Source organism: Actinoalloteichus caeruleus (assembly GCF_049311605.1).
Classification (GTDB): Bacteria; Actinomycetota; Actinomycetes; order Mycobacteriales; family Pseudonocardiaceae; genus Actinoalloteichus_B; species Actinoalloteichus_B caeruleus.
On sequence record NZ_CP186005.1, the window covers coordinates 2,176,838 to 2,197,238 of the forward strand.

Annotated in this window: 18 protein-coding genes and 1 CRISPR repeat array; of the genes, 14 read left to right on the forward strand and 4 right to left on the reverse strand. The window is 71.0% G+C overall.

Translation table 11 applies throughout. The annotated features are described in order from the left end of the window. The first annotated feature begins 203 nt into the window (after nucleotides 1-203). The 7 genes from ACOJVX_RS09655 (at nucleotide 204) to ACOJVX_RS09685 (ending at nucleotide 8,554) form a co-directional block, all read left to right on the forward strand. Entirely contained in the window at nucleotides 204-1,190 is a 987-nt protein-coding gene (locus tag ACOJVX_RS09655; protein ID WP_418155680.1) for a Bug family tripartite tricarboxylate transporter substrate binding protein, read from the forward strand. Beyond that, nucleotides 1,187-1,828: a tripartite tricarboxylate transporter TctB family protein gene (locus ACOJVX_RS09660; RefSeq protein WP_016700241.1), complete on the forward strand. Its 642-nt coding sequence runs from the start codon at nucleotides 1,187-1,189 to the stop codon at nucleotides 1,826-1,828. The genes ACOJVX_RS09655 and ACOJVX_RS09660 overlap by 4 nt, the downstream gene beginning before the upstream one ends. Then, nucleotides 1,828-3,333: a tripartite tricarboxylate transporter permease gene (locus ACOJVX_RS09665; protein WP_016700240.1), complete on the forward strand. Its 1,506-nt coding sequence runs from the start codon at nucleotides 1,828-1,830 to the stop codon at nucleotides 3,331-3,333. The genes ACOJVX_RS09660 and ACOJVX_RS09665 overlap by 1 nt, the downstream gene beginning before the upstream one ends. Nucleotides 3,334-3,672: 339 nt before the next feature. Next, nucleotides 3,673-4,896, forward strand: a complete 1,224-nt coding sequence (locus tag ACOJVX_RS09670) for a CaiB/BaiF CoA transferase family protein (RefSeq protein WP_026420537.1) — start codon at nucleotides 3,673-3,675, stop codon at nucleotides 4,894-4,896. Continuing rightward, nucleotides 4,893-5,783 (forward strand): citryl-CoA lyase, encoded by an 891-nt coding sequence (locus ACOJVX_RS09675; protein WP_422647440.1) that lies wholly within the window; start codon nucleotides 4,893-4,895, stop codon nucleotides 5,781-5,783. Before ACOJVX_RS09670 ends, ACOJVX_RS09675 begins: the two co-directional genes overlap by 4 nt. Nucleotides 5,784-5,983: 200 nt before the next feature. Beyond that, nucleotides 5,984-7,342, forward strand: coding sequence for an amidohydrolase family protein (locus tag ACOJVX_RS09680; RefSeq protein ID WP_418155677.1), 1,359 nt, complete (start codon nucleotides 5,984-5,986; stop codon nucleotides 7,340-7,342). A gap of 108 nt (nucleotides 7,343-7,450) precedes the next feature. Continuing rightward, nucleotides 7,451-8,554, forward strand: coding sequence for a serine hydrolase domain-containing protein (locus ACOJVX_RS09685; RefSeq protein ID WP_422647441.1), 1,104 nt, complete (start codon nucleotides 7,451-7,453; stop codon nucleotides 8,552-8,554). A 255-nt stretch (nucleotides 8,555-8,809) separates the two neighbouring features. On the opposite strand, the gene ACOJVX_RS09690 is transcribed toward ACOJVX_RS09685, so the two are convergent. Further along, nucleotides 8,810-9,511 carry an SDR family NAD(P)-dependent oxidoreductase gene (locus ACOJVX_RS09690; protein ID WP_026420533.1) on the reverse strand — a complete coding sequence of 234 codons (702 nt, stop codon included), beginning with the start codon at nucleotides 9,509-9,511 and terminating at the stop codon, nucleotides 8,810-8,812. A 151-nt stretch (nucleotides 9,512-9,662) separates the two neighbouring features. On the opposite strand from ACOJVX_RS09690, the gene ACOJVX_RS09695 reads away from it, so the two are divergent. Continuing rightward, on the forward strand, nucleotides 9,663-10,292 hold the full coding sequence (locus ACOJVX_RS09695; RefSeq protein WP_418155674.1) for a TetR/AcrR family transcriptional regulator: 630 nt from the start codon (nucleotides 9,663-9,665) through the stop codon (nucleotides 10,290-10,292). Nucleotides 10,293-10,811: 519 nt separating this feature from the next. On the opposite strand, the gene ACOJVX_RS09700 is transcribed toward ACOJVX_RS09695, so the two are convergent. The 3 genes from ACOJVX_RS09700 to ACOJVX_RS09710 form a co-directional block, all read right to left on the reverse strand. After that, a complete protein-coding gene (locus ACOJVX_RS09700; RefSeq protein ID WP_026420531.1) occupies nucleotides 10,812-11,006 on the reverse strand; it encodes a DUF397 domain-containing protein in 195 nt (64 codons plus the stop codon). Between the two features lie 359 nt (nucleotides 11,007-11,365). Beyond that, nucleotides 11,366-11,575, reverse strand: coding sequence for a DUF397 domain-containing protein (locus ACOJVX_RS09705; RefSeq protein WP_335334188.1), 210 nt, complete (start codon nucleotides 11,573-11,575; stop codon nucleotides 11,366-11,368). Continuing rightward, nucleotides 11,520-12,392: a helix-turn-helix domain-containing protein gene (locus tag ACOJVX_RS09710; protein ID WP_051713117.1), complete on the reverse strand. Its 873-nt coding sequence runs from the start codon at nucleotides 12,390-12,392 to the stop codon at nucleotides 11,520-11,522. The genes ACOJVX_RS09705 and ACOJVX_RS09710 overlap by 56 nt, the downstream gene beginning before the upstream one ends. A gap of 1,107 nt (nucleotides 12,393-13,499) precedes the next feature. Here ACOJVX_RS09710 and ACOJVX_RS09715 point away from each other — a divergent pair. From ACOJVX_RS09715 to ACOJVX_RS09740, 6 genes are all read left to right on the forward strand, one after another. Further along, entirely contained in the window at nucleotides 13,500-13,949 is a 450-nt protein-coding gene (locus ACOJVX_RS09715) for a hypothetical protein (protein ID WP_155886268.1), read from the forward strand. A 20-nt stretch (nucleotides 13,950-13,969) separates the two neighbouring features. Beyond that, nucleotides 13,970-14,311 (forward strand): hypothetical protein, encoded by a 342-nt coding sequence (locus ACOJVX_RS09720; RefSeq protein ID WP_418156130.1) that lies wholly within the window; start codon nucleotides 13,970-13,972, stop codon nucleotides 14,309-14,311. A 373-nt stretch (nucleotides 14,312-14,684) separates the two neighbouring features. Next, nucleotides 14,685-15,996: a CRISPR direct-repeat array (repeat unit 28 nt; unit sequence GTCGTCCCCGCGCACGCGGGGCTGTTCC). 237 nt (nucleotides 15,997-16,233) lie between these two features. Beyond that, entirely contained in the window at nucleotides 16,234-16,461 is a 228-nt protein-coding gene (locus ACOJVX_RS09725) for a hypothetical protein (protein WP_026420527.1), read from the forward strand. Further along, nucleotides 16,458-16,676, forward strand: a complete 219-nt coding sequence (locus ACOJVX_RS09730) for a hypothetical protein (protein WP_418156132.1) — start codon at nucleotides 16,458-16,460, stop codon at nucleotides 16,674-16,676. Before ACOJVX_RS09725 ends, ACOJVX_RS09730 begins: the two co-directional genes overlap by 4 nt. Nucleotides 16,677-17,137: 461 nt before the next feature. Next, on the forward strand, nucleotides 17,138-18,289 hold the full coding sequence (locus tag ACOJVX_RS09735; protein WP_422647574.1) for an epoxide hydrolase family protein: 1,152 nt from the start codon (nucleotides 17,138-17,140) through the stop codon (nucleotides 18,287-18,289). A gap of 650 nt (nucleotides 18,290-18,939) precedes the next feature. Continuing rightward, a complete protein-coding gene (locus ACOJVX_RS09740) occupies nucleotides 18,940-20,115 on the forward strand; it encodes a macrolide family glycosyltransferase (RefSeq protein WP_418153184.1) in 1,176 nt (391 codons plus the stop codon). Nucleotides 20,116-20,401: the final 286 nt, after the last annotated feature.

Here is a 20,401-nt window from a genome sequence, read left to right on the forward strand (position 1 = left end):
GTCCACAGCCGCAGGTCAGCGGCCCAGGTAGGACGCGTTGCTCCTGCGAAGATGCCGGGACTGTAGCCCAACTCATAGGGCAGCCCTTATGGTGGCACGACCGAATCGCCAGGCGGACCTACTCGGGCCTGTGTCGTCCCCCGTTTCGCCGGGGTCGGCGACGGCCGGTGCGACTCGGTTCAGGCATCAGGAAGGAGTTCGACATGCGGCCCAAGCGACCGCTTGTCACCGGCATCTACGGTGTTGTCGTTGCCGCGCTCGTCGTGCTGGCCGGGATAGACGCCGGGAACAGCGCGGCCGGTGCCAGCGCCAGAAACAAGCTGACCCTGATGGCCCCCGCCGCCCCCGGCGGCGGCTGGGACCTCGCCGCCCGCGAGTCCCAGCAGGCCCTGCGGTCCTCGGGAATCGTCAACAACGCCCAGGTCGTCAACGTCCCCGGAGCCGGCGGCACCATCGGCCTGAGCCAGACCGTGGGCCGCGGCGGCGACGAGACCACGCTGATGGTCACCGGCACCGTCATGCTCGGCGCCGTCGAGGTCAACGGCTCCGAGCACGGCCTGGACGACGTCACCCCCATCGCCCGGCTCGCCGACGACTACGTCGTGGTCGTCGTCCCCGCCGACTCGCCCTACCAGACCCTGGACGACTTCCTGGCGGACTGGCGGAGCAACCCGCACGGCACCGCGATCGGCGGCGGTTCCCTCGGCGGCACCGACCACCTGCTCGCCGGCCTGCTCGCCCAGGAGGGCGGCGTCGACCCGGGCTCGCTCAACTACATCTCCTATGCCGGTGGCGGCGAGGTGATGACCGCGCTGCTGTCCCACACCGTCGCCGTGGGGGTCAGCGGCTACAACGACTTCTCCGACCAGATCGAGGCCGGTCGCCTGCGCGCGCTCGGGGTCTCGGCCGCCGAGCCGGTCGAAGGCATCGAGATCCCCACCTTCATCGAGCAGGGCGTGGACGTCGAGCTGCCCAACTGGCGCGGCGTGATGGCCCCGCCCGGACTGACCGACGAGGCCAGGGCCGAAATGGAGGCCATCATCACCGAGATGGTCGAGACCGAGGAGTGGGCCGACGCCCTGGACCGCAACCGCTGGGCGGACACCTTCATGGTCGGCGAGGAGTTCGAGGAGTTCCTCGACCAGGACATCGCACGTATTCGACAGGTCATTGAGGAGCTGGGACTGTGAGCAGCACCGTGGAGTCCTCCTCGGGTGCCGGGACGGAACACAGATCGTTCTGGACCGGGCGGAGTGGGCTCGTCGTCGCCGCCTTCCTGCTGGGGCTGGCGATCTTCCTCACCTACGGCACCCTCACCATGGAGGTGCCGCCCAACGTCAGCTCACCGGGACCGCAGTTCTTCCCGACCATCGTCACGGTGCTGACCTACCTGCTCGCGGTCCTGCTGGCCGTGCAGGTCATCCGCCACCCCTCCGTCCCCCAGGAGGAAACCGCCGCCGAGGAGACCGACGGCGCCGCCGAGGAGGAGGGCGCCGGGGAAGGGGCCGAGGCATCCGGCGAGGAGACCCCGGCGTCCGCTGGTGGCGCCGGTGAGCGACCGGCCGTCGAGCGGTACCGCACCCACACCGACTGGCGGACGGTCGGCATCGTGGTCGCCTCCTTCGTGGCCTTCACCGTCCTGCTGGTGCCGGTGGGCTGGCTGATCTCGGGAGCACTGCTGTTCTGGGGCGTCACCTACGCCCTGCACGGCAAGCGCCCGCTGTTCGACGCCAGCGTGGCGCTGGTGGTCTCCTCCGTGATCCAGCTGGCCTTCTCGGCCGGCCTCGGGCTCAACCTGCCCGCCGGAATCCTGGGTGGGGTGTTCTGATGGAAGCCTTGAATAACCTCTTCGAGGGTTTCGCCGGCGCGGTCAGCCCGATCAACCTGCTGTGGGTCGTGGTGGGCGCGGTGCTCGGCACCGCCGTCGGTGTCCTGCCCGGTCTCGGCTCGGCGATGGCGGTGGCCCTGCTGCTGCCCGTCACCTTCAGCCTCGACCCCATCGGCGCGTTCATCATGTTCGCCGGTGTCTACTACGGCGGTCTGTTCGGTGACTCCACCACCGGCATCCTGCTCAACACCCCGGGCAACAGCTCGGCGATCGCCACCACCTTCGAGGGCCACCGGATGGCCAAGGCCGGGCGGGCACCGCAGGCCCTGGCCACCTCGGCGATCGGCGCGTTCACCGGCGGCATGATCGCCACCACCCTGGTGGTGTTCTTCGCCCCCCACCTGGCCGAGCTGGCCAGCCTGTTCGGTCCGGCCGAGTACTTCGCGCTGGCGGTGTTCGCCTTCGTCGCCACCGCGACGGTGGTGGCCGAATCGGTGATCAAGGGCCTGGCGGCCCTGGTCATCGGTCTGGCCCTGGCGATGGTCGGCATCGACGGCCCCTCGGGCGCGTCCCGGTTCACCCTCGGCATGCCCCAGCTGTTCGACGGCGTGGCCATCGTGGTCATCACCGTCGGCCTGCTGGCGCTCGGCGAGGTGCTCTTCGTGGCCTCCCGCATCCACCGGGACAAGGGGCGCACCACCACCCCGTTCACCGGGCGGCCCTGGCTGAGCAGGTCCGACGTCCGCAAGGCGTGGCCGGCGTGGCTGCGCGGCGCCGGCTTCGGCGTCCCGTTCGGGGTCATCCCCGTCGGCGGGTCGGAGATCCCGACGTTCATGGCCTACGGCACCGAACGCCGGTTGGACCGCCGCCGGAAGAACCCGATGTTCGGCAAGGGCGCCATCCAGGGCGTCGCCGCACCGGAGGCGGCCGGCAACGCGACCGCGGGCAGCGCGATGGGCGCCCTGCTCGCCCTGGGCCTGCCGACCTCGGCCACGGCGGCGATCATGCTGGCCGCGTTCCAGCAGTACGGCATGCAGCCCGGTCCGCTGCTGTTCGAGCGCAACGCCGAACTGGTCTGGACGCTGCTGGCCAGCCTCTTCATCGGCATGGTGGTGCTGCTGATCCTCAACCTGCCCTTCGCGCCGTTGTGGGCGAAGCTGCTGATGATCCCCAAGCACTACCTCTACGCCGGGATCTCGGTGTTCTGCGGCCTCGGGGTCTACGCCACCAGCTCCTCGACAGCCGACCTGGTGTTGTTGCTGCTCATCGGCCTGCTCGGGTTCATGATGCGCCGGTACGGGCTACCGCTGGCGCCGGTGCTCATCGCGGTGATCCTCGGGCCGCTGGCCGAGACCGAGCTGCGCCGGGCACTGGCCGTCAGCGAGGGGGACGTGGGCATCCTCTTCGACAGCGGCATCGCGGTGACGCTGTACGTGATCCTGGCGCTGGCCGTGCTGTTCATGGTGGTCAACAAGATCCGCCGGAGGGTGCGGCAGGACATCTGACCTGGTGCCGGCCTCCGGTCGGCCACGTGGTGCCGTCGTCGCGGTGTCCCCGGGAACCCCGGGGGCACCGCGACGTTCGCGTTCCGGGGTCGGGCCGCCCCCGGGACGTCCCTTCGGCAGGTGCCCGGTGCGACGTCCCGCGCCGGCGTCCCGACCTCCTCGTGCCGGCCCCGCCCATCCCGGGCCCGGGAGCGGCGCGCCCTCCCGCCGCCACCCGCGCCGACCGCTGACCAGCTCCGGCCGTGGTCTGCTGGAGGTGTACCGCTGAGTGGTACGGTGAGACCGCTCTACGGTTCACCTGGTGCGTCGGGGACGGCGCGACGACGAGGGAGGTCAGGAATGCCCACGGCGGCGACCGACGGCGAGGGTCTGCTCAGCGGCGTCCGGGTGCTGGATCTCAGCAACGTCCTGGCCGGGCCCTACGCCAGCTACCAGCTCGGCCTGTTCGGCGCGGACGTCATCAAGGTCGAGGTGCCCGGCAGCGGCGACCTCGCCCGACAGCTGGGCGCCGACCCCGACCTGAACCGGGACCTGCTCGGCGCGTCCTTCCTCGCCCAGAACGGCGGCAAACGCTCGGTCACCGTCAACCTCAAGTCCGAGGCCGGCCGGGAGGTCTTCACCCGCCTGGTGGCCCAGGCCGACGTCCTCGTGGAGAACTTCCGCCCCGGAGTCCTCGCCCGCCTCGGCTTCCCCTGGGAACGCCTCCAGGAGATCAACCCGCGCCTCGTCTACTGCGCCATCTCCGGCTTCGGGCAGAGCGGCCCCCTGCGCGACCGGCCCGCCTACGACCAGATCATCCAGGGCCTGTCCGGGATGATGGCGGTCACCGGAACCGAGGACACCGCCCCGCTGCGCGCCGGCTACCCCGTGGGCGACACCCTCGGCGGTCTGGCCGCCGCCATGGCCGTCGCCGCCGCCCTCGTCCGGGTGGCCCGCACCGGGGTCGGCTCCTGCCTCGACGTCTCGATGCTGGAGAGCGCGATCACCGCCCTGGGCTGGGCCGCCTCCAACCACCTCATCGCCGGCCGCGATCCCGTGCCCATGGGCAACGAGAACGCCACCGCCGCCCCCTCCGGCACCTTCCGCACCGGCCACGGCGCCCTCAACATCGCCGCCAACAAGCAGGAGCAGTTCGAGGCCGTGTGCCGGGTCGTCGGCCGCCCCGACCTGGCCACCGACCCCCGCTTCGCCCGCCGCGAGGACCGCAAGACCCACCGGCTGGCGCTGCGCGACGCACTCGAGGCCGCGCTCGCCTCCCACCCCGCCGAGCACTGGGAGAACGCCCTCGCCGAGGCCGGCGTCCCCGCGGCCCGCGTCCTCGACGTCCGCCAGGCCCTCGAACTCGACCAGATCGCCGAACGCGGCTTCCTCCACGACCTGCCCCACCCGGCCGACCCGGACCGGACGGTGCGCGTGCTCGGTAACGGCGTCCGCGTCGACGGCCACGCCAGCACCCCCAGCGCCCCACCCCCGGTGCTCGGCGAACACACCACCCCGCTGCTGCGGGAACTCGGCTACACCGACGAGGAGATCCGCGCACTGCGCGAGGAAGGGGCGGTATGACCCAGCACGACGAGAACACCCGGCCAGCCGACACGGCGAGCGCCACCGGGGAGGCGGCGACGATCCCGACCGAGAAGGTCACCGGCTGGTGGGCCACCGACATCGCCCGCATCCACCCCGGCGAGATCGCCCTGCGCGGCTACCCCGTCGAACAGCTCATCGGCCGTGCGGGCTTCGCCGACACCATCTGGCTGATGCTGCGCGGCGACCTGCCCACCCCCGGCCAGGGCCGGCTGTTGGAGGCCGCCCTGGTCTCCGCCGTCGACCACGGCCCCCAGGCCCCCTCCATCGCCGCGGCGCGGATGGCCGCCACCTGCGGGGTCGGCCTCAACAACGCCGTCGCCACCGGCGTCAACCTCCTCGGCGACGTCCACGGCGGCGCCGGCCAGCAGTGCATGGACCTCCTCGCCCGACTCCACACCGAGGTCGCCGCCGGTGAGACCCCCGACGCCGTCGCCGCCAGGGCCGTCACCGAACACCGCGAGGGCGGCCGCCACGTCCCCGGCTTCGGCCACCGCTTCCACCCCAGGGACCCGCGCCGTGACCCGCTGCTCGGCCTGCTCACCGAGGCGGCGGACGCCGGCGTCGTCCCCGGCGACCACCTGGCCATCGGCCTGGCCCTCGAGGACGCCCTCGCCACCGGCCGCCGCCGACCCGTGCCGATGAACATCGACGGCGCCACCGCCCTGATCTACTCGGAACTCGGCTTCGCCCCCGAACTCGGCCGTGGCCTGTTCGTGCTGTCCCGCTCGGTCGGCATCCTCGCCCACGCCTGGGAGGAACGGCGGTCGGGCACCCGGATCAAGGGGCCGATCCCGCGCCCGCTGCTCGCCGACTACACCGGACCCGACCTCCGCGACGTCCCCACCACCCCACCCCAGCACTGAGCGGCCCCTCGCCCCCCTCCGGCCTGGCCGGGCGGCAGCACCCCACCCGGCCACGCCCGGAGCGGATACCCACACCCGGACCCCGGTGACCATTCCGGAACACCACGAAACCCGGTTGCCCCCCGGCCGGACCGGCCGCGATACTTCCGCCGGCCCGGCCGTCGGGAGACCCGGGCGGGACACACCGGAGGGGCAGGCGGATGGTCGACCGCATCTACCACGGGGCACTGGTCGTGACCGGACCCCGCGACGCCCACCCCTTCGTCGGGGACGTGGGCATCGACGGCGACACCATCGCCTTCGTCCGACCCACCACCGGAGCCGTCGTCGGGGGCGGCTCCGCCCCCGACACGTGGCCCCCGGCCTCCCACCCCGCCGCCGAGCACGTCGACGCCACCGGCCACGTCCTGCTCCCCGGGCTCGTCAACGGCCACCTCCACCCCACCCCGGCACTGCTGCGCACCGCCCTGGCCGCCACCACCATCGACCACCAGGACGGCCACCCCCTCGCCGACGGCCTCTACGCCGCGCTGACCGCCGACCGGGAAACCCTGCGGCTCAGCGCGAAACTGGCCATCACCGAGGCGATCAGCTCCGGCACCACCGCCCTCTGCCTCCACGAGTACCTCGACCCCGTCGTCGCCGCCGAGGTCGCCGCCGACCTCGGGATCCCCGCCACCGTCGCCCTGCACCCCGAACCCGGCGGCACCGCCTGGCGTGACACCCTCCGCCAGGTCCAGGACACCGGGTGCTCGGCGATGCTCGCCGGCGTCAACGAGAACGACCCCGACCACACCCCCGAATACCTGCGGGAACTCGTCACCCACGCCGGCGACCTCGGCATCCGGGTCCACACCCACGTCAGCGAGACCACGCTCCGCCACGAGACGACGCGGGCCCGCACCGGCCGCTCCCCGATCCGCTACTACCAGGCACTCGGACTCCTCGACCACCTCTACGCGGTGCACTGCACCGCCGTCGAACCCGCCGACATCGACCTGCTCGCCGACCACCGCGTCCCCGTCGTGCTGACCCCCTCCTCCGAGGCCCTGCTCGGCGACGGCACCCCACCCCTGCCCGCCCTCCTCGCCGCCGGCGCGCGCCTCGCCCTCGGCACCGACGGCTCCGCCTGGGCCGGCTCCGAGGACCTCCTCGCCGAACTCCGCGCCACCGCGCTGCTCACCCGCGCCCGATGGGGACCGGAGGCCGTCGACGGCGCCCAGCTGATCGAACTCGCCACCCTCGGCGGCGCCGACGTCCTCGACACCCCCGACACGCGGGGCGCCATCGAACCGGGCCGCCGCGCCGACCTCGTCCTGCTCGACGCCCGCCGCCCCGGGCTGCGCCCGCTGGCCACCGACGGCCCCCTGTCCACCGCCCGTGACGTCCTCGCCTTCGCCGCCACCGGCGCCGACGTCGTCGAGACCACCATCGGCGGTCGCGTCCGCTACCGGAGGGACGGCCTCGGGCTGCTCACCGGAGACGAACTCGCCGAACTCGACGAGCGCGCCCGCCGGGTGTGGTGGGACAGCGGAGCCGCCACCGCCACCTCCTGGTAGCGAGGACGGTCGGACCACCGGGAACCCGACGCCGCCGGTCACACCGCGAGCCCGAGCACCCCACCCCGCCGGGTGAGCGCACACCACCACCCCCCACCAGGAGAACCGATGACCGTGCCCCACGGCGGCCACACCACCCCCGCCTTCGCCGCCGTCCGCGACGCCTTCCTCGACCTGCTCCACACCGGACGCGAGACCGGCGCCGCCGTCGCCGTCCTGCACCGGGGACGGCCCGTCGTCGAGATCTGGGGAGGCTGGCGGGACCAGCACCGCACCCACCCGTGGACCGCCGACACCCTCGTCCACACCTACTCCGTCGGCAAACCCCTCGCCGCCCTCGCCACCCTGACCGCCGTCGCCGACGGCGCCCTCGACCTGGACGACCCGGTCGCCGACGTGTGGCCCGAGTACGGCCAGGCCGGCAAGGAACGGACGACACTCCGCCACCTGCTCGCCCACCAGGGCGGCCTGCCCGCCTTCCCCGAGACCGCCGCCCACCTCCCCCTGCTCGCCGACGACCAGCTCCGCGCCGCCCTCGCCCGGGCGGAACCCGAGTTCGCCCCCGGAACCGCCCACGCCGAACACGCCCTGACCTACGGTCACCTCCTCGACGGCGTCCTCCGGGGAACCGGAGCCGCCTCCCTCGGCCAGGTGTTCCGCGACCGCATCGCCCGGCCGCTGGGTCTCGACGCCCATTTCGGCGTGCCCGCCCAGGACCTGCCCCGGGTCGCGGACCTCGAGTACGGCGATGCCCGGTGGCCCACGGCGACGGCCGGGGAGCCCGGCTCCCTGGAACACCGGGCGATGACCCGGCCGACCGGGGCAGTCGACGTCGAGGTGCTGAACGGCCCCGCCTGGCGCCGCGCCGAGTTCCCGGCGATCGGCCTGCACACCACGGCGTCCGCGATCGGGAAGTTCTACGCCGGACTTGTCGACCCCGGCGGCCCGGTAGCCGGGTTGCTGGGGGAGCGGGTGCACCGGGAACTCCTCAGCCCGCAGGCCCGGGGAACGGACCTGTTCCTGGGCCACGAGGTGACCTGGTCCCTCGGTTTCCAACTGTCCGGCGACGAGGTGGCGATGGGCGGAGCCGGCGGTTCGGCGGCCTGGGTGTCGCAGGGGGAGGAGTACGCCTGCGCCTACGTCACCCGCCGACTCGCCGGTTTCGACCGGGTGGACACCATCGAACACGCCGTGCGGGAGTGCCTGAGCTGAGGCCCCCGTCCGATACCGTCCCTCGCTGACGGGGCGCGGGTCCCGCCGACCAGTCCCCGCGCGCGCCTCCCGAAGGTGCGCGAGGCAGGGTCGCGTGGCCCGAGTCCGCCGGACACGGTGAACCAGGCGCCCCCAGCGCCGGGCGGGCCGGGCGAGGCCCGTAGGCCCTCGGGCTTGCTCGTGACGCGTCGTTCCCGGGCGGGCCCGCTCGTCCTGACCCGACCGCTGTTCTTGGCCGCCGCTGCGCCCCAGCTCTCAGGCTGGGTGGATCCGCTCGACCTGGTGCCGGGTGGTGTACATGTCCCAGTACTGCTCGGCGAGGTCGTCGGGATCGACGACCGGGAACCCGGTGGAGGCCCCGGAGTCGGCGACGAGTGCGCTCATCTCGCTGCGGGCGATCGTCGCCCCGACGGCCAGGGTCCCGACGTAGATTCCCGCCTCGGCCAACTCGCCGTGCAGCGAGTAGAGGTAGTTGCGGATGGCGGCGCCCACCGGGGCCAGGCCGCTGAGCCCGGGCACGGGGTGGACCGCCGTGACCCCGGAGGTCAGCAGGAAGGCACCGTCCCCACGCTCGGTCCACTCCGGCAGTACCGCGCGGACCACCTCGACGGGGGTCAGCAGGAACATCGGCAGGCCCTGCTCCAACAGGGCGGCATCGGTCTGGGCGGCCGGCCCGAAACCCTGGTCGGCGCTGAACGGCCCGTACTCGATCACGTCGATGCGGCCGAAGCGATCGCGGATGCTCGCGATCAGCGCCGGCACCTCGGCGGGCCGGGACAGGTCGGCGGTGAACCCGGCCGCCTCGATGCCCTCCGCCGCCAGCTGCTCGACGAGGGCGTCCAGGCGCGGGCGGCGACGAGCCACCAGGGCGACCCGGAACCCCTCCCGGCCGAAGCGGCGGGCGACGGAGGAGCCGAGACCGGTACCGGCCCCGAAGACGGCGATCACCTTGGACATGGGGGAGTGCTCCCTTGCTCACGACATCTTGACCCTGGGGTCAACTTGAGTCCCGACGGTAGCATGTAAATTGACAGCAGGGTCAAGTTCGGCACGGTGGGCCGGCGGACGCGGCGGGACCGTCGAGGGCAGGACCAGGAGGAACCACCAGATGCGGGCCGACGCCCAACGGAACGCGGAGAAGCTGCGGGCGGCCGCCGCCGAGCTCTTCCAGGAGCGCGGCCTCCAGGTGCCGCTGAAGGAGATCGCCCGCAGGGCGGGAGTGAGCCACGGCACGCTCTACAACCTGTTCGGCACCCGCGAGGCACTCATCGACGCGGTGGTGGCCGAGGGGGCGGCCCGCCGCCTCGACGAGGTCGCCCAGCAGGCGCTGTCCCACGACGACGCCTGGCAGGGGTTCGCGCACTACGTTGAGAGGCTCTGCGAACTCCAGGCCACCGACCCCGCCGTCGCCGACGTGGTCGGCGGCCGCTACCCGGACGCGGAACGGCTGATGGCGGCGTGCGGCCGCAGCATGGAGGCCGCGCGACGGATCGTCAGACGGGCCCACGAGGCCGGCGCCCTGCGCCCCGACTTCACCAACGCCGACCTGGTGTTCGCCTTCGCCGCCAACGCGCTACTGGCCCGTGCCACCGCCGACGCCGCTCCGGACGCCTGGCGCCGGCAGGTCGCCTACCTCCTGGACGGCCTGCGCGCCGAGGCCGCCCGCACCCCGCTTCCCGCGAGCCAACCGACCGAAGGGCAGGTCCGCGAGGCGTTGCGGGGCCTGGGCGAGGCGTAGGACGGGCGAGCAGCGTCCTCCGACATGCTTATTCGGTGCCGGGTAGCCCGACAGCGCACCCCGATCGCTCGATCCACGCTCGCCGCCCTGCCAAGTAGCCGCGCCCAGCCCCAGGAGGCGTGAGGACGAGCCCCACGTGCGCGAGGAAGGACCTACCTGGAGGTGCCTCGCGTGCTGTGGGGGCGGGACCAGCCCCGCTCGCGCGGGGAGGACGGCGTCCGGTGGTTAGTCGTCCGCCCTGGTGGAACAGCCCCGCGTGCGCGGGGACGACGCCGCACCGGGTCGGGGACGGGCGGCTGACACGGGAACAGCCCCGCGTGCGCGGGGACGACCAGATGAGGATGAAAACTCCTGGCCAGCGCCATGGAACAGCCCCGCGTGCGCGGGGACGACACTTCCTGACCAGCGCGTTTACACTCCTACCCGCACGTTCTCTGTCACTTTGCCTGCACCACCCCCAGCTCTCGCCCCGACCTGCCCTCCCCATGCCGCGTGTGGGTCCGGTTGGCCCGCTACGCATCAGAAGCGCTTGTCCTTGACAGCAGTGAGGAAAGCGCCGAAGGTCGGATGGTCGACTACCAAGGTTCCTCCACCCCTGTTCTTGGTGTCCCTGATCGCGACGTGATCCGCGTTGCTGCCAACTTCCACGCACTCGACCTGGGGGCCGCTGCGGCTTGCCTTGCGCCAGCGTCCAAACTCGCCATCAACCTGCATGGATCTATCTCTCCTGGTGGTGACGTAGGTATGACTTGATCATGTCCGCTGTGTCCGCCGGATCGAGCGAGGAGGCCAGCGTCTTCGGCCGCGATGAACGTCTCAGTGGTCAGCGGATCGTCCACGAACGTCGATGCCAACAGGTGGCTCAGAGGGAACAGCCCCGCGTGCGCGGGGAGGACGTTGCACACGCGGTGCCCGTCTTCCCGAACCGGGAACAGCCCCGCGTGCGCGGGGAGGACCCCTTCCTAACCAGCGCATTCATAGCACTACCCGCAGGTTTGCATTCGCCCTTCCACGCGTCCCCAGGTCTCTACCAGACCTACCCGCCCGGTTGCCTAGCTCCCAAGGCATAGGCATCAGAGGCGCTCGGTCTTGACCGCCTTGACGAACGCGCCGAAGGCAGCCCGGTCGACCACCAAAGTTCCCCCGTCCCTGTTCTTGGTGTCCCGGATCGAGACCACGTCAGGCTCACAGGCGACCTCGACGCAGTCAGACTGAGAGCCACTGTGACTAGACGTTCGCCACCTCGGTTGCTGCTGCGCCTGCATTGGTACTCCAGTCGTCATGCACTGCGGCGATCAGCTCCACAGACTGTCGAGCGGTGAGCGCCCTTTGCTGGAGGTTAGCCGCTGACCTCATGTACGTCTGCACCTCGTCCGCGTCATCCTCGTCAAGGAACAGCCCGCTTCGTTTGTGCTCCAGGTGAACCACTGGTGCTGTCTTCTCGCCTTCCAGGATGACGAACGGGCCTTCCAGGGCGTCGTGCCATCCAAGCGACATGGGCAGGACCTGGATGGTGATGTTGGGTCGTCCGGCCATTTCCACCAGGTGTTCCAGCTGGTCACGGATGACACGTGCTCCGCCGACCGGGCGGCGGAGAACTGACTCGTCGACGAGTGCTACATATGTGACCTCGTCGAGTGCGCGTTGCCGTCCCATACGGAAGGTCGTTCGAGCTTCAATCTCTGATGGGTTGACGTCTGAGCCGGCGAAGACGGCTCTAGCGTAGTTCGCTGTCTGGAGAAGTCCCGGCACCAGGTTTGGCGCGACTGCCGTGATCCGAACGGATGTGCGTTCCAGCTCCGCCATGCCCGTCACTTGCGGCGCGAGTCCTGGAATGCCGACGCCAAGCCAACGCGGCTCGACGGCAGCTTCCCGGGCCATCCGGACCAGGCGTTCGCGCTTTGCCCCAGTAACGCTGAGGACGGCGAGAATCGCCGCGACGTCCTCGACTGGAGGCAGGCGCTTGCCCGTCTCGGTGAGCGACATGGTCGCGGTACTGCATCCGATCAGCCGCGCGACCTCCGCCATGGTCACGCGTGCCTGCTTACGGCACTCACGGAGCTCCGCCCCGAGTGCGCGGGCCTGTGCCTTGCTCGCCATACCTCGACCTTAGAACTCCGCAGTGCACCTAGTTCTTCCACCCAGTTGGGGACTTGTGCGAGTCCCACCAGGAGAGTTTATTCAAGCACATGGAATTTAGTAAAGCTCGTTGCGGGAAGCTCTGCTGTACGGAAGGCGCAGCTGAGGTGAGCACGGCCCCTGCAGCTGAGCCGCGACCGCGCGGAGGAGGAGGTGCGTCGGCCGGTCGCGTAGGAGCGAATCAACGAGGCCGAACACGTTTTGGCTGCGCTCAATGAGGGGCAGTGCGTCAGCTACCCACGGCTCAAACCGCAGGCCGTGCTTCTCCTGCCCTCGGCCTTTCCCTCATCGCACGTAGCTCTGGTTCATGCCGTGCTGTCCGAAGGGCATGAGGCGGTTGGTCATACCGATTCAGAGGGCTCCGTTGAGCTCCCAGCTTTTCGCAAACAAGTTGAACCAGATGAGAAGGGCGAAAACACGCATGCTCACCCGCATCCCCCCGTCCAGTGCCACTCACCCACAACGGTGAGGACCTAGTGACTGTCGACCTGTCCCCTGGCCCAGAGCGGTTCCGCTGGTACCACCGCGTTCGTGGCTGGGACATCGAACGGGACGCCCCGTCCACCTGTCAGCTCGAACTCGCATCCGGCCGCGCACTCCTGATCATCCGGCTGGGCTCCACCCATGCGGGCACCGTCGGGCTCACGCCTGATCAAGTGCGGGAGCTGGTCCGATGTCTGAACGGGAGCCCAGCTCCGGTAGTTCTGGCGGTGGCGCACCCTGCCGCGTCGAAGTGCTCCCTCCTGGTCCGTCCCCGTCCAGTCGGTACCGATTGGCAGCTGCGTTCCACCCATCCTGGAGTCGCAAGCTGGATCACCCACTTCGACCAGCTCGCAACGTTCCAGCTAGCCGAACTCCTCGACGCGGGCCGAGGCTTACTCCGGCCGCTGGGCCACCCGCCGCGCTGACGCGCGCCCTTCCTCGCCCAGTCCCGCAGCCGCCCCCCGGCGTCGCTCATCGCCTCCTGCTCGCCGAGCACAGCCTCGCTGCGCACAGCCTCGGCGTACCTGGCGATCACCCGGAATTCCACCGTTCGTTGCTGCGTCAGCCCGTATTCGGAGAATCATCATGAGTGTTCATCGTGCCTGTTCCTACCCCGTGAACCACGCCGAGTGGCGGGTGCTCGTCACCGCTCACATCGTCCGCAACGCACACAGTCAAACCGCTTCCTGCATCGTCTCGGTTGATCCCGCGAACCTGGTAGCCCTCACCTTGGTGCAGAGCACCGTTGGACTCGCGTCCTCCCATGCCCGGCTGCTCGCGTCACTGCTCACCACCCCACGTTCGGGCACCGTCACCACGCTGTGCGCGAACGAGGACCTCGTCTCCCAGCTCACCGTCACCCCCGGTGCCACCCTGACCCACCCCGCTCGACGGCCGACCGGACTGATCGCCCTGGACACCCTGGACACCGCCCACCCGGTGGCCCTGCTGCTGGAACCCGAGGCCGCGACGACGATGGCCCGGGCTCTGCGCACTGCCGCGTCTCGGCTCGAAGGCCGGGTGGGTGCCCGATGAGCCGTTGTTCCGCGTTCCCAGTGACCGTCGGGCTGCGGAAAGTACGCGGCACGCCCCGGCATTCCCTGCTGTTCCGGGTTCGCAATCGGTTCGGGCTGACATGGGCGGAGCTCGCGGTGCTGGAACTGGTGGAGCGTCGGCCTTTCAGGATTGTCGAGTTGACGGAGGCCACTGGGGTGGGGCTGGCCGACCTCAGTGAGAAGACTGCCGACCTGGTCGCCGTGGGGTATGTGGTCTGGTCGGGCGAGCCGGGGAATCGGGTGCTGCGAATGACGCCTGCCGGTCGGATGGTGGCGCTGGACCTGTTGCCGGCCGTCGAGGCCTTCCTTGCTGAGCTGTCTGGTGTGTCGTCGACGCCCTAGCCTCAGGTCGCTGTGCGACCTGAGCTGGTAGCTCCGCTTCGCCGCCCGTCAGATCGCGGTCACGGGCAATTCAGGGCAGAAAATGTCCTGAATTCGCCCCCTGCGAGCTGTTGCCTGAGGTCGCGCCCGAGGGACGCGCGCCTCGCGGTTGCTGGGGCATGGGTCGGTCGGGACCCGGGGCCGTGGGCGCAGGGGTAGGTTCGCTAGCAGGACAAGTCGGCTCTGCCGACTGCTTACTGGCTGGACGATCCCGGTGCCCATGCGACTCGGCGGGAGGCTCATACTGAGGAGGAGACGGAGCGGCGTGGAGCGGAGGCTGGAAGAAGTGAATGAAAACCGGCCCTGTCGCTCGTAACGCCGCAGGTCAGGAAGTGTCGTCCCCGCGCACGCGGGGCTGTTCCGCCGCGTCCGTCACCATCGCAGGAACCCTCACCGTCGTCCCCGCGCACGCGGGGCTGTTCCGTCCATCGTTGCGCCGATCATGTACACCAACTGGTCGTCCCCGCGCACGCGGGGCTGTTCCCTCGGCGATGTGGTCGATCGTGATCATCAGTCTCGTCGTCCCCGCGCACGCGGGGCTGTTCCCGCGGTGCCGCGCACGAAGAACACGTCGCCGTCGTCGTCCCCGCGCACGCGGGGCTGTTCCTTTTCCGGGGCGACTCCCGCCCCTCCTTGCTGAGTCGTCCCCGCGCACGCGGGGCTGTTCCCATTGCGATCGGCTGGGTTGTCACCCGGCGATCGTCGTCCCCGCGCACGCGGGGCTGTTCCGACGAGGGGTGGGCGCTGGCGCTGCGGACGCTGGTCGTCCCCGCGCACGCGGGGCTGTTCCGTTGCAACGGGCCTTCCACCCGCCCCCCCTAGGGTCGTCCCCGCGCACGCGGGGCTGTTCCCGCGTCCGACCTGCGGTAACGACGCCCAGCCAGGTCGTCCCCGCGCACGCGGGGCTGTTCCCGTCTGCCGGAACCCCGCCCTTCGGGTGTCCGCGTCGTCCCCGCGCACGCGGGGCTGTTCCCAATTGACGGCCTGCCTGCGATCGGATACGGGGGTCGTCCCCGCGCACGCGGGGCTGTTCCCGAGGGCCGGGCGATCCAGCTGCGCGCGTCAATGTCGTCCCCGCGCACGCGGGGCTGTTCCCAGCGTGACGTCTACCAGGCGCAGATGATGCTGGTCGTCCCCGCGCACGCGGGGCTGTTCCGACCGTCTTGCCCGAGTTCGAGGGGCCGATGATTGTCGTCCCCGCGCACGCGGGGCTGTTCCGCCGCGGGTCGCAATGATGACCTGAGACACTTCGTCGTCCCCGCGCACGCGGGGCTGTTCCGCCGCGGGTCGCAATGATGACCTGAGACACTTCGTCGTCCCCGCGCACGCGGGGCTGTTCCGTCGCCGGCGCCCTGCGAACGGCAGATCAGGCCGTCGTCCCCGCGCACGCGGGGCTGTTCCGCCCAGCTGTTGCGGAACACGGAGGGTGTGGCGGTCGTCCCCGCGCACGCGGGGCTGTTCCGCGCCCGGCCAAGCTGGTCGACATACCAGGGAAGTCGTCCCCGCGCACGCGGGGCTGTTCCGTACCGGGAGTTCGAGGACTCCCAGAAGTCGGAGGTCGTCCCCGCGCACGCGGGGCTGTTCCCCAGCCGGCCTGGTGGGGCGTGGCCACCATCACGTCGTCCCCGCGCACGTGGGGCTGTTCCCGCAGCCGGGCCGGCGGAGGCCAGGCCGATGATGTCGTCCCCGCGCATCCGGGTTGTGCGCACTGGGACGCACCAGTCGCCGCGAGACCGCGTTCGCTACCATCGGTAGTCGATTGGCTACCCGGAGGCGCCCGGGGAGCTGCGGTAGGGAGCCCGCCCGGGTCTGCCGATGGCTGGGTACGCCTTTGGTCCTCAGGAGCAGCTGAGGCCGAGCTGCCCTGGAAGGAAGGATGCCACGTGAAGTTGCGGGCGTTCGATCAGCTGTTGGCGGGCCTGATCACGACCGACCACCCCGAGGTCACCAACGTGCACTGCTACGGAGAGGACCGTCCGCAGCACCGAACGCGGTTCAGGGTCGACTTCGCGAGCGGCGCGGCCGCCTATCTCTACGTTGACGACGTGTCCGGGCCGGGAATTCCGCGTATGGCTGCTGACTCGCCCGAGGTCCCCCGGGAGGCGCTGTGAGACTCGATCGTTTTCGCGAGTTGCTCCGCGAACAGTTCGCGGCTCACCCCGGCATAGCCAGCGTCGAGGAGTACCAGGTTCCCTCGACTACCGGCTTCGCCGTGCGCTTCTCCGACGGAGTGACCATCCGTCTCCGGGCTTTCGCCACAGCTCCACCAGGCGGGGACGACACGAGCAAACCCGAGAAGATCGTCGTCAAGAGCGATGTCGGTTAGTGGAGTAGCCCGAGCGCCTGCGGGTGTCCCCGTGCGCCCGCCATACCGAACAGGCCGTGACGCGGGAGATGGCCCCTTCGCCAGCTGAACGTGATCGCCGGGGCGTTGGACTCCCGGGTACCCGCACGGCTTGTGTCCCAGGCCGGGTGACATCGCCGCCCACATCTGGCGACGGAGTTGACACGTCGGCTCTTGATCTCCACCTCGCTTGAGGTTCTAGGGTTTCGCCGTCCAGGGTGCCACCGTCCGAGGGAGGTCCTGTTCCAGCCCGTCCGGGCGGATGGGTGGAGCGGGAAGCATCCCCGGGCGGGCGCAGCGGACGTGCTCAAGCACCACGCGACCCAGCCAACGGTTCTCCGCCCGCTCTCCCCGCGACCGTCACTCCGGCCGTGAGCCGACCGGCTGGGCTGGGGCACGGCCCGATCCCTGGGTGGCGAACGAACCTCACCGGAGTGGAGAACATGATCACGCCGTTCCGCATCGACGTCCCCCATGCCGACCTCGACGACCTGACCGACCGGCTCGCCCGCACCCGCTGGCCCAACGAGATCGCTGACGCCGGCTGGGACTACGGCTTCCCGCTGACCCGGCTCCGGGATCTGGTCGAGTACTGGCGGACGGGCTACGACTGGAGGGCGCACGAGGCCGCCCTCAACGAGCTACCGCACTTCACCACCGAGATCGACGGCCAGCGCATCCACTTCGTCCACGTCCGATCCTCGAAGCCGGACGCCCTCGCGCTGATCCTCACCCACGGCTGGCCTGGCTCGTTCCTGGAGTTCCTCGACGTCATCGGACCGCTGTCCGGTGACTTCCACCTGGTGATCCCCTCCATCCCGGGCTACGGATTCTCCGGTCCCACCCGCGAGCGCGGCTGGGACATCCCCAGGATCGCGCGGGCCTGGGCCGAACTGATGCGTCGGCTCGGGTATGAGCGCTACGGCGCGCAGGGCGGCGACTTCGGCTCGGGCATTTCCACGGCGCTCGGTGCCGTCGCACCCGACCGGGTCGTCGGCGTGCACGTCAACTACCTGCCCACGCCACCCGTCCCGGACGCGGACGTCGAGCTGTCCCCGGCGGACGAGGTCCGGCTGGACCGGATTCGTCAGTTGATGGCGAACCGCCCGCCGTACCAGGCGCTCCAGGCCCTCACCCCGCAGACCATCGGCTACGCGCTGACCGACTCACCCGTCGGGCAGTTGGCGTGGATCGCCGAGCGCTTCGCCCACTGGACGGACCCGGACTCGCGGATCAGCGACGACCGGATGCTCACCAACGTCTCCCTGTACTGGTTGACCGCCACCGCCGCCTCCGCCGCGCGACTGCACCGTGAGGCTCCTCGGCGCGCCGAGCGGTGTCCGGTGCCGGTGGGAGTGGCGGTGTTCGCGCACGACATCACGCTCCCGGTGCGCCCCCTCGCCGAGCGGCTGTACGACATCAGGCACTGGTCGGAGTTCGAGCGGGGCGGCCACTTCGCCGCGGTGGAGGTGCCCGAACTGCTCGCCGCCGACGTGCGGACCTTCTTCCTCTCCCGGCTGGCGGAGGAGCCGTCGGGTGCCGCCTCCGCCGCTCCGACCGGCCAGCCACGGGCCGGTTCCCCGGCCCAGGCCTGACGCCCCGGTTCGTATGGCGAGAGCCCTCCGCCATCGGTGCGTGGGGGTGTGACGGTGTGACGGGTGGCGGGGCGCGGGTGTGTCTGGGCTTCGCGAGGGGGCCCTGAGGGCATGGGGAGAGACACCGCCCGGGAAGGCGTCCCACCCGTCACAGCGCCATCTTCATGTCCCCTGACCAGGGAATTCGGTGTGACGGCGGTGTCCAGGAGCCGTCACGGTGGGACAGGTGGACCCGTCCCGGTGTGACGGGTGGTGTGACGGGTGTTGTGACGGGTCCCCGGGCTCCGGTGAGGCCGTCGACGAGCACCTCCGAGGTGGGGAATGGGCCCGCGTGCCGCGCGGTGGCGACCAGTCGTCCCGGGCCGCGCCACTCCCGGCGGGCGCTGCCCGTCGGAGACGTGGTCCCGCCTGACGGTGTCGGGTGAGTGCTCGGGGATCGCCTCCGGCCGGTCTCCCCGTTATTCGGGTGCGTCGGCGGGAGACGTCGGGGTAGGGTCGCGGGCATGGCATTCCTCCCGATCTACGAGTGACGTCGCCAGGGGCAACGCCCCTGCTCTCCGTGCGCCCGCCCGCAGGCTGCCGCCGTGGGCCTGGTTCGCGCACGGATTCGTCATGCCATTCCTCGTAGACCGGAAATGAGTCGATTCCTCATGTCACGTCGCCGTGCCCACATCGCGATGGTCAGCGTTCCCGCTGTCAGCCACGTCCTGCCGAGCCTGGAGATCATCCGGGAGCTCGTCGCGCGGGGCCACCGGGTCACCTACGCCAACGACCCGGCGGTCTCCCACCTCATCACCCCGACCGGTGCGGAACTCGTTCCCTACCGTTCGGTGCTGCCCGTGGCCGACAACGACTGGCCGGAGGACCCCATCGCCGCGATGGGGCTGTTCCTCGACGAGGGCATCCAGGCCCTGCCGGCGTTGCGCGCCTTCTACGACGCCGACCCGGCGGACGTCTACCTGTACGACATCGGCGCCTACGCGGCGCGGGTCATCGCCGAGACGCAGGGGCGTCCGCTGGTGCAGCTGTCCCCGGCGTTCGTGTCCTGGGACGGCTATGACGAGGAGGTCGCCGCTCCGCTGTGGGGGTTGCCCGGTGCCGACGCCTACCGGGAGCGGTTCGGTCGGTGGCTCGCCGACACCGGGGCCACCACGACCGACATGGACGCCTTCGCGGGTCGGCCGTCGACGGCGCTGGCCCTGATCCCGCGTGCGATGCAACCCAACGCGGACCGGGTCGACACCACGACGGTGACCTTCGTCGGTTCGTGTGCCGGCCCTCGGGCGGACCGGGACACCTGGGTCCGCCCGGAGGGGGCGGAGAAGGTCCTGCTGGTCTCGCTGGGTTCGGCCTACACGCGCCAGCCGGAGTTCTACCGGCAGTGCCTGGCCGCCTACGGGAACCTGCCCGGGTGGCATGTCGTGCTCCAGATCGGGAAGTACGTGGACCCGGCCGAGCTCGGTGCGATCCCGGGGAACGTCGAGGTGCGTTCCTGGGTGCCGCAGTTGTCGATCCTCGAACAGGCTGACGCCTTCGTCACGCACGCCGGGATGGGCAGCAGCGCCGAGGGCCTGTCGGCGGGGGTTCCGATGATCGCTGTCCCGCAGGCCGTGGACCAGTTCATGAACGCGGACCGGCTGGTGGGGTTGGGGGTGGCGCGTCGCGTCGACACCGCCGACGCCACCGCGGAGGTCCTGCGGGACACGCTGTCAGAACTCGTCGCTGATCCGGAGGTGGCGCGTCGTTCGGCGCGGTTGCGGGAGGACGCGCTCCTGGAGGGTGGCACCAGCCGGGCCGCCGATCTGATCGAGGCCGCCCTCGGCTGATCCCGGGTGAGTTCCCGACCGGCGGAGTGCCCGGGGTCGCCTCGGGTGCTCCGCCGGTGCCTCTGGCGCCGTCCCCTCCGCGCCGTGTGGAGGGGACGGCGTCGCGTCGCGGCCCCTCGTTCCTGCCCGGTCCGGTTCCTGCCCGGTTAGATCAGGGGCACATCCATGAGTCAACCTCGGTTGACATCGCCCGTGGAAGTCAACTATGGTTGACGGCAGGGGAGGGATGCCGCTCCGGACGCGAGGAGTTCGGAGATCCCGGCGCTGTGGGTCAGCGGCCTCGTGA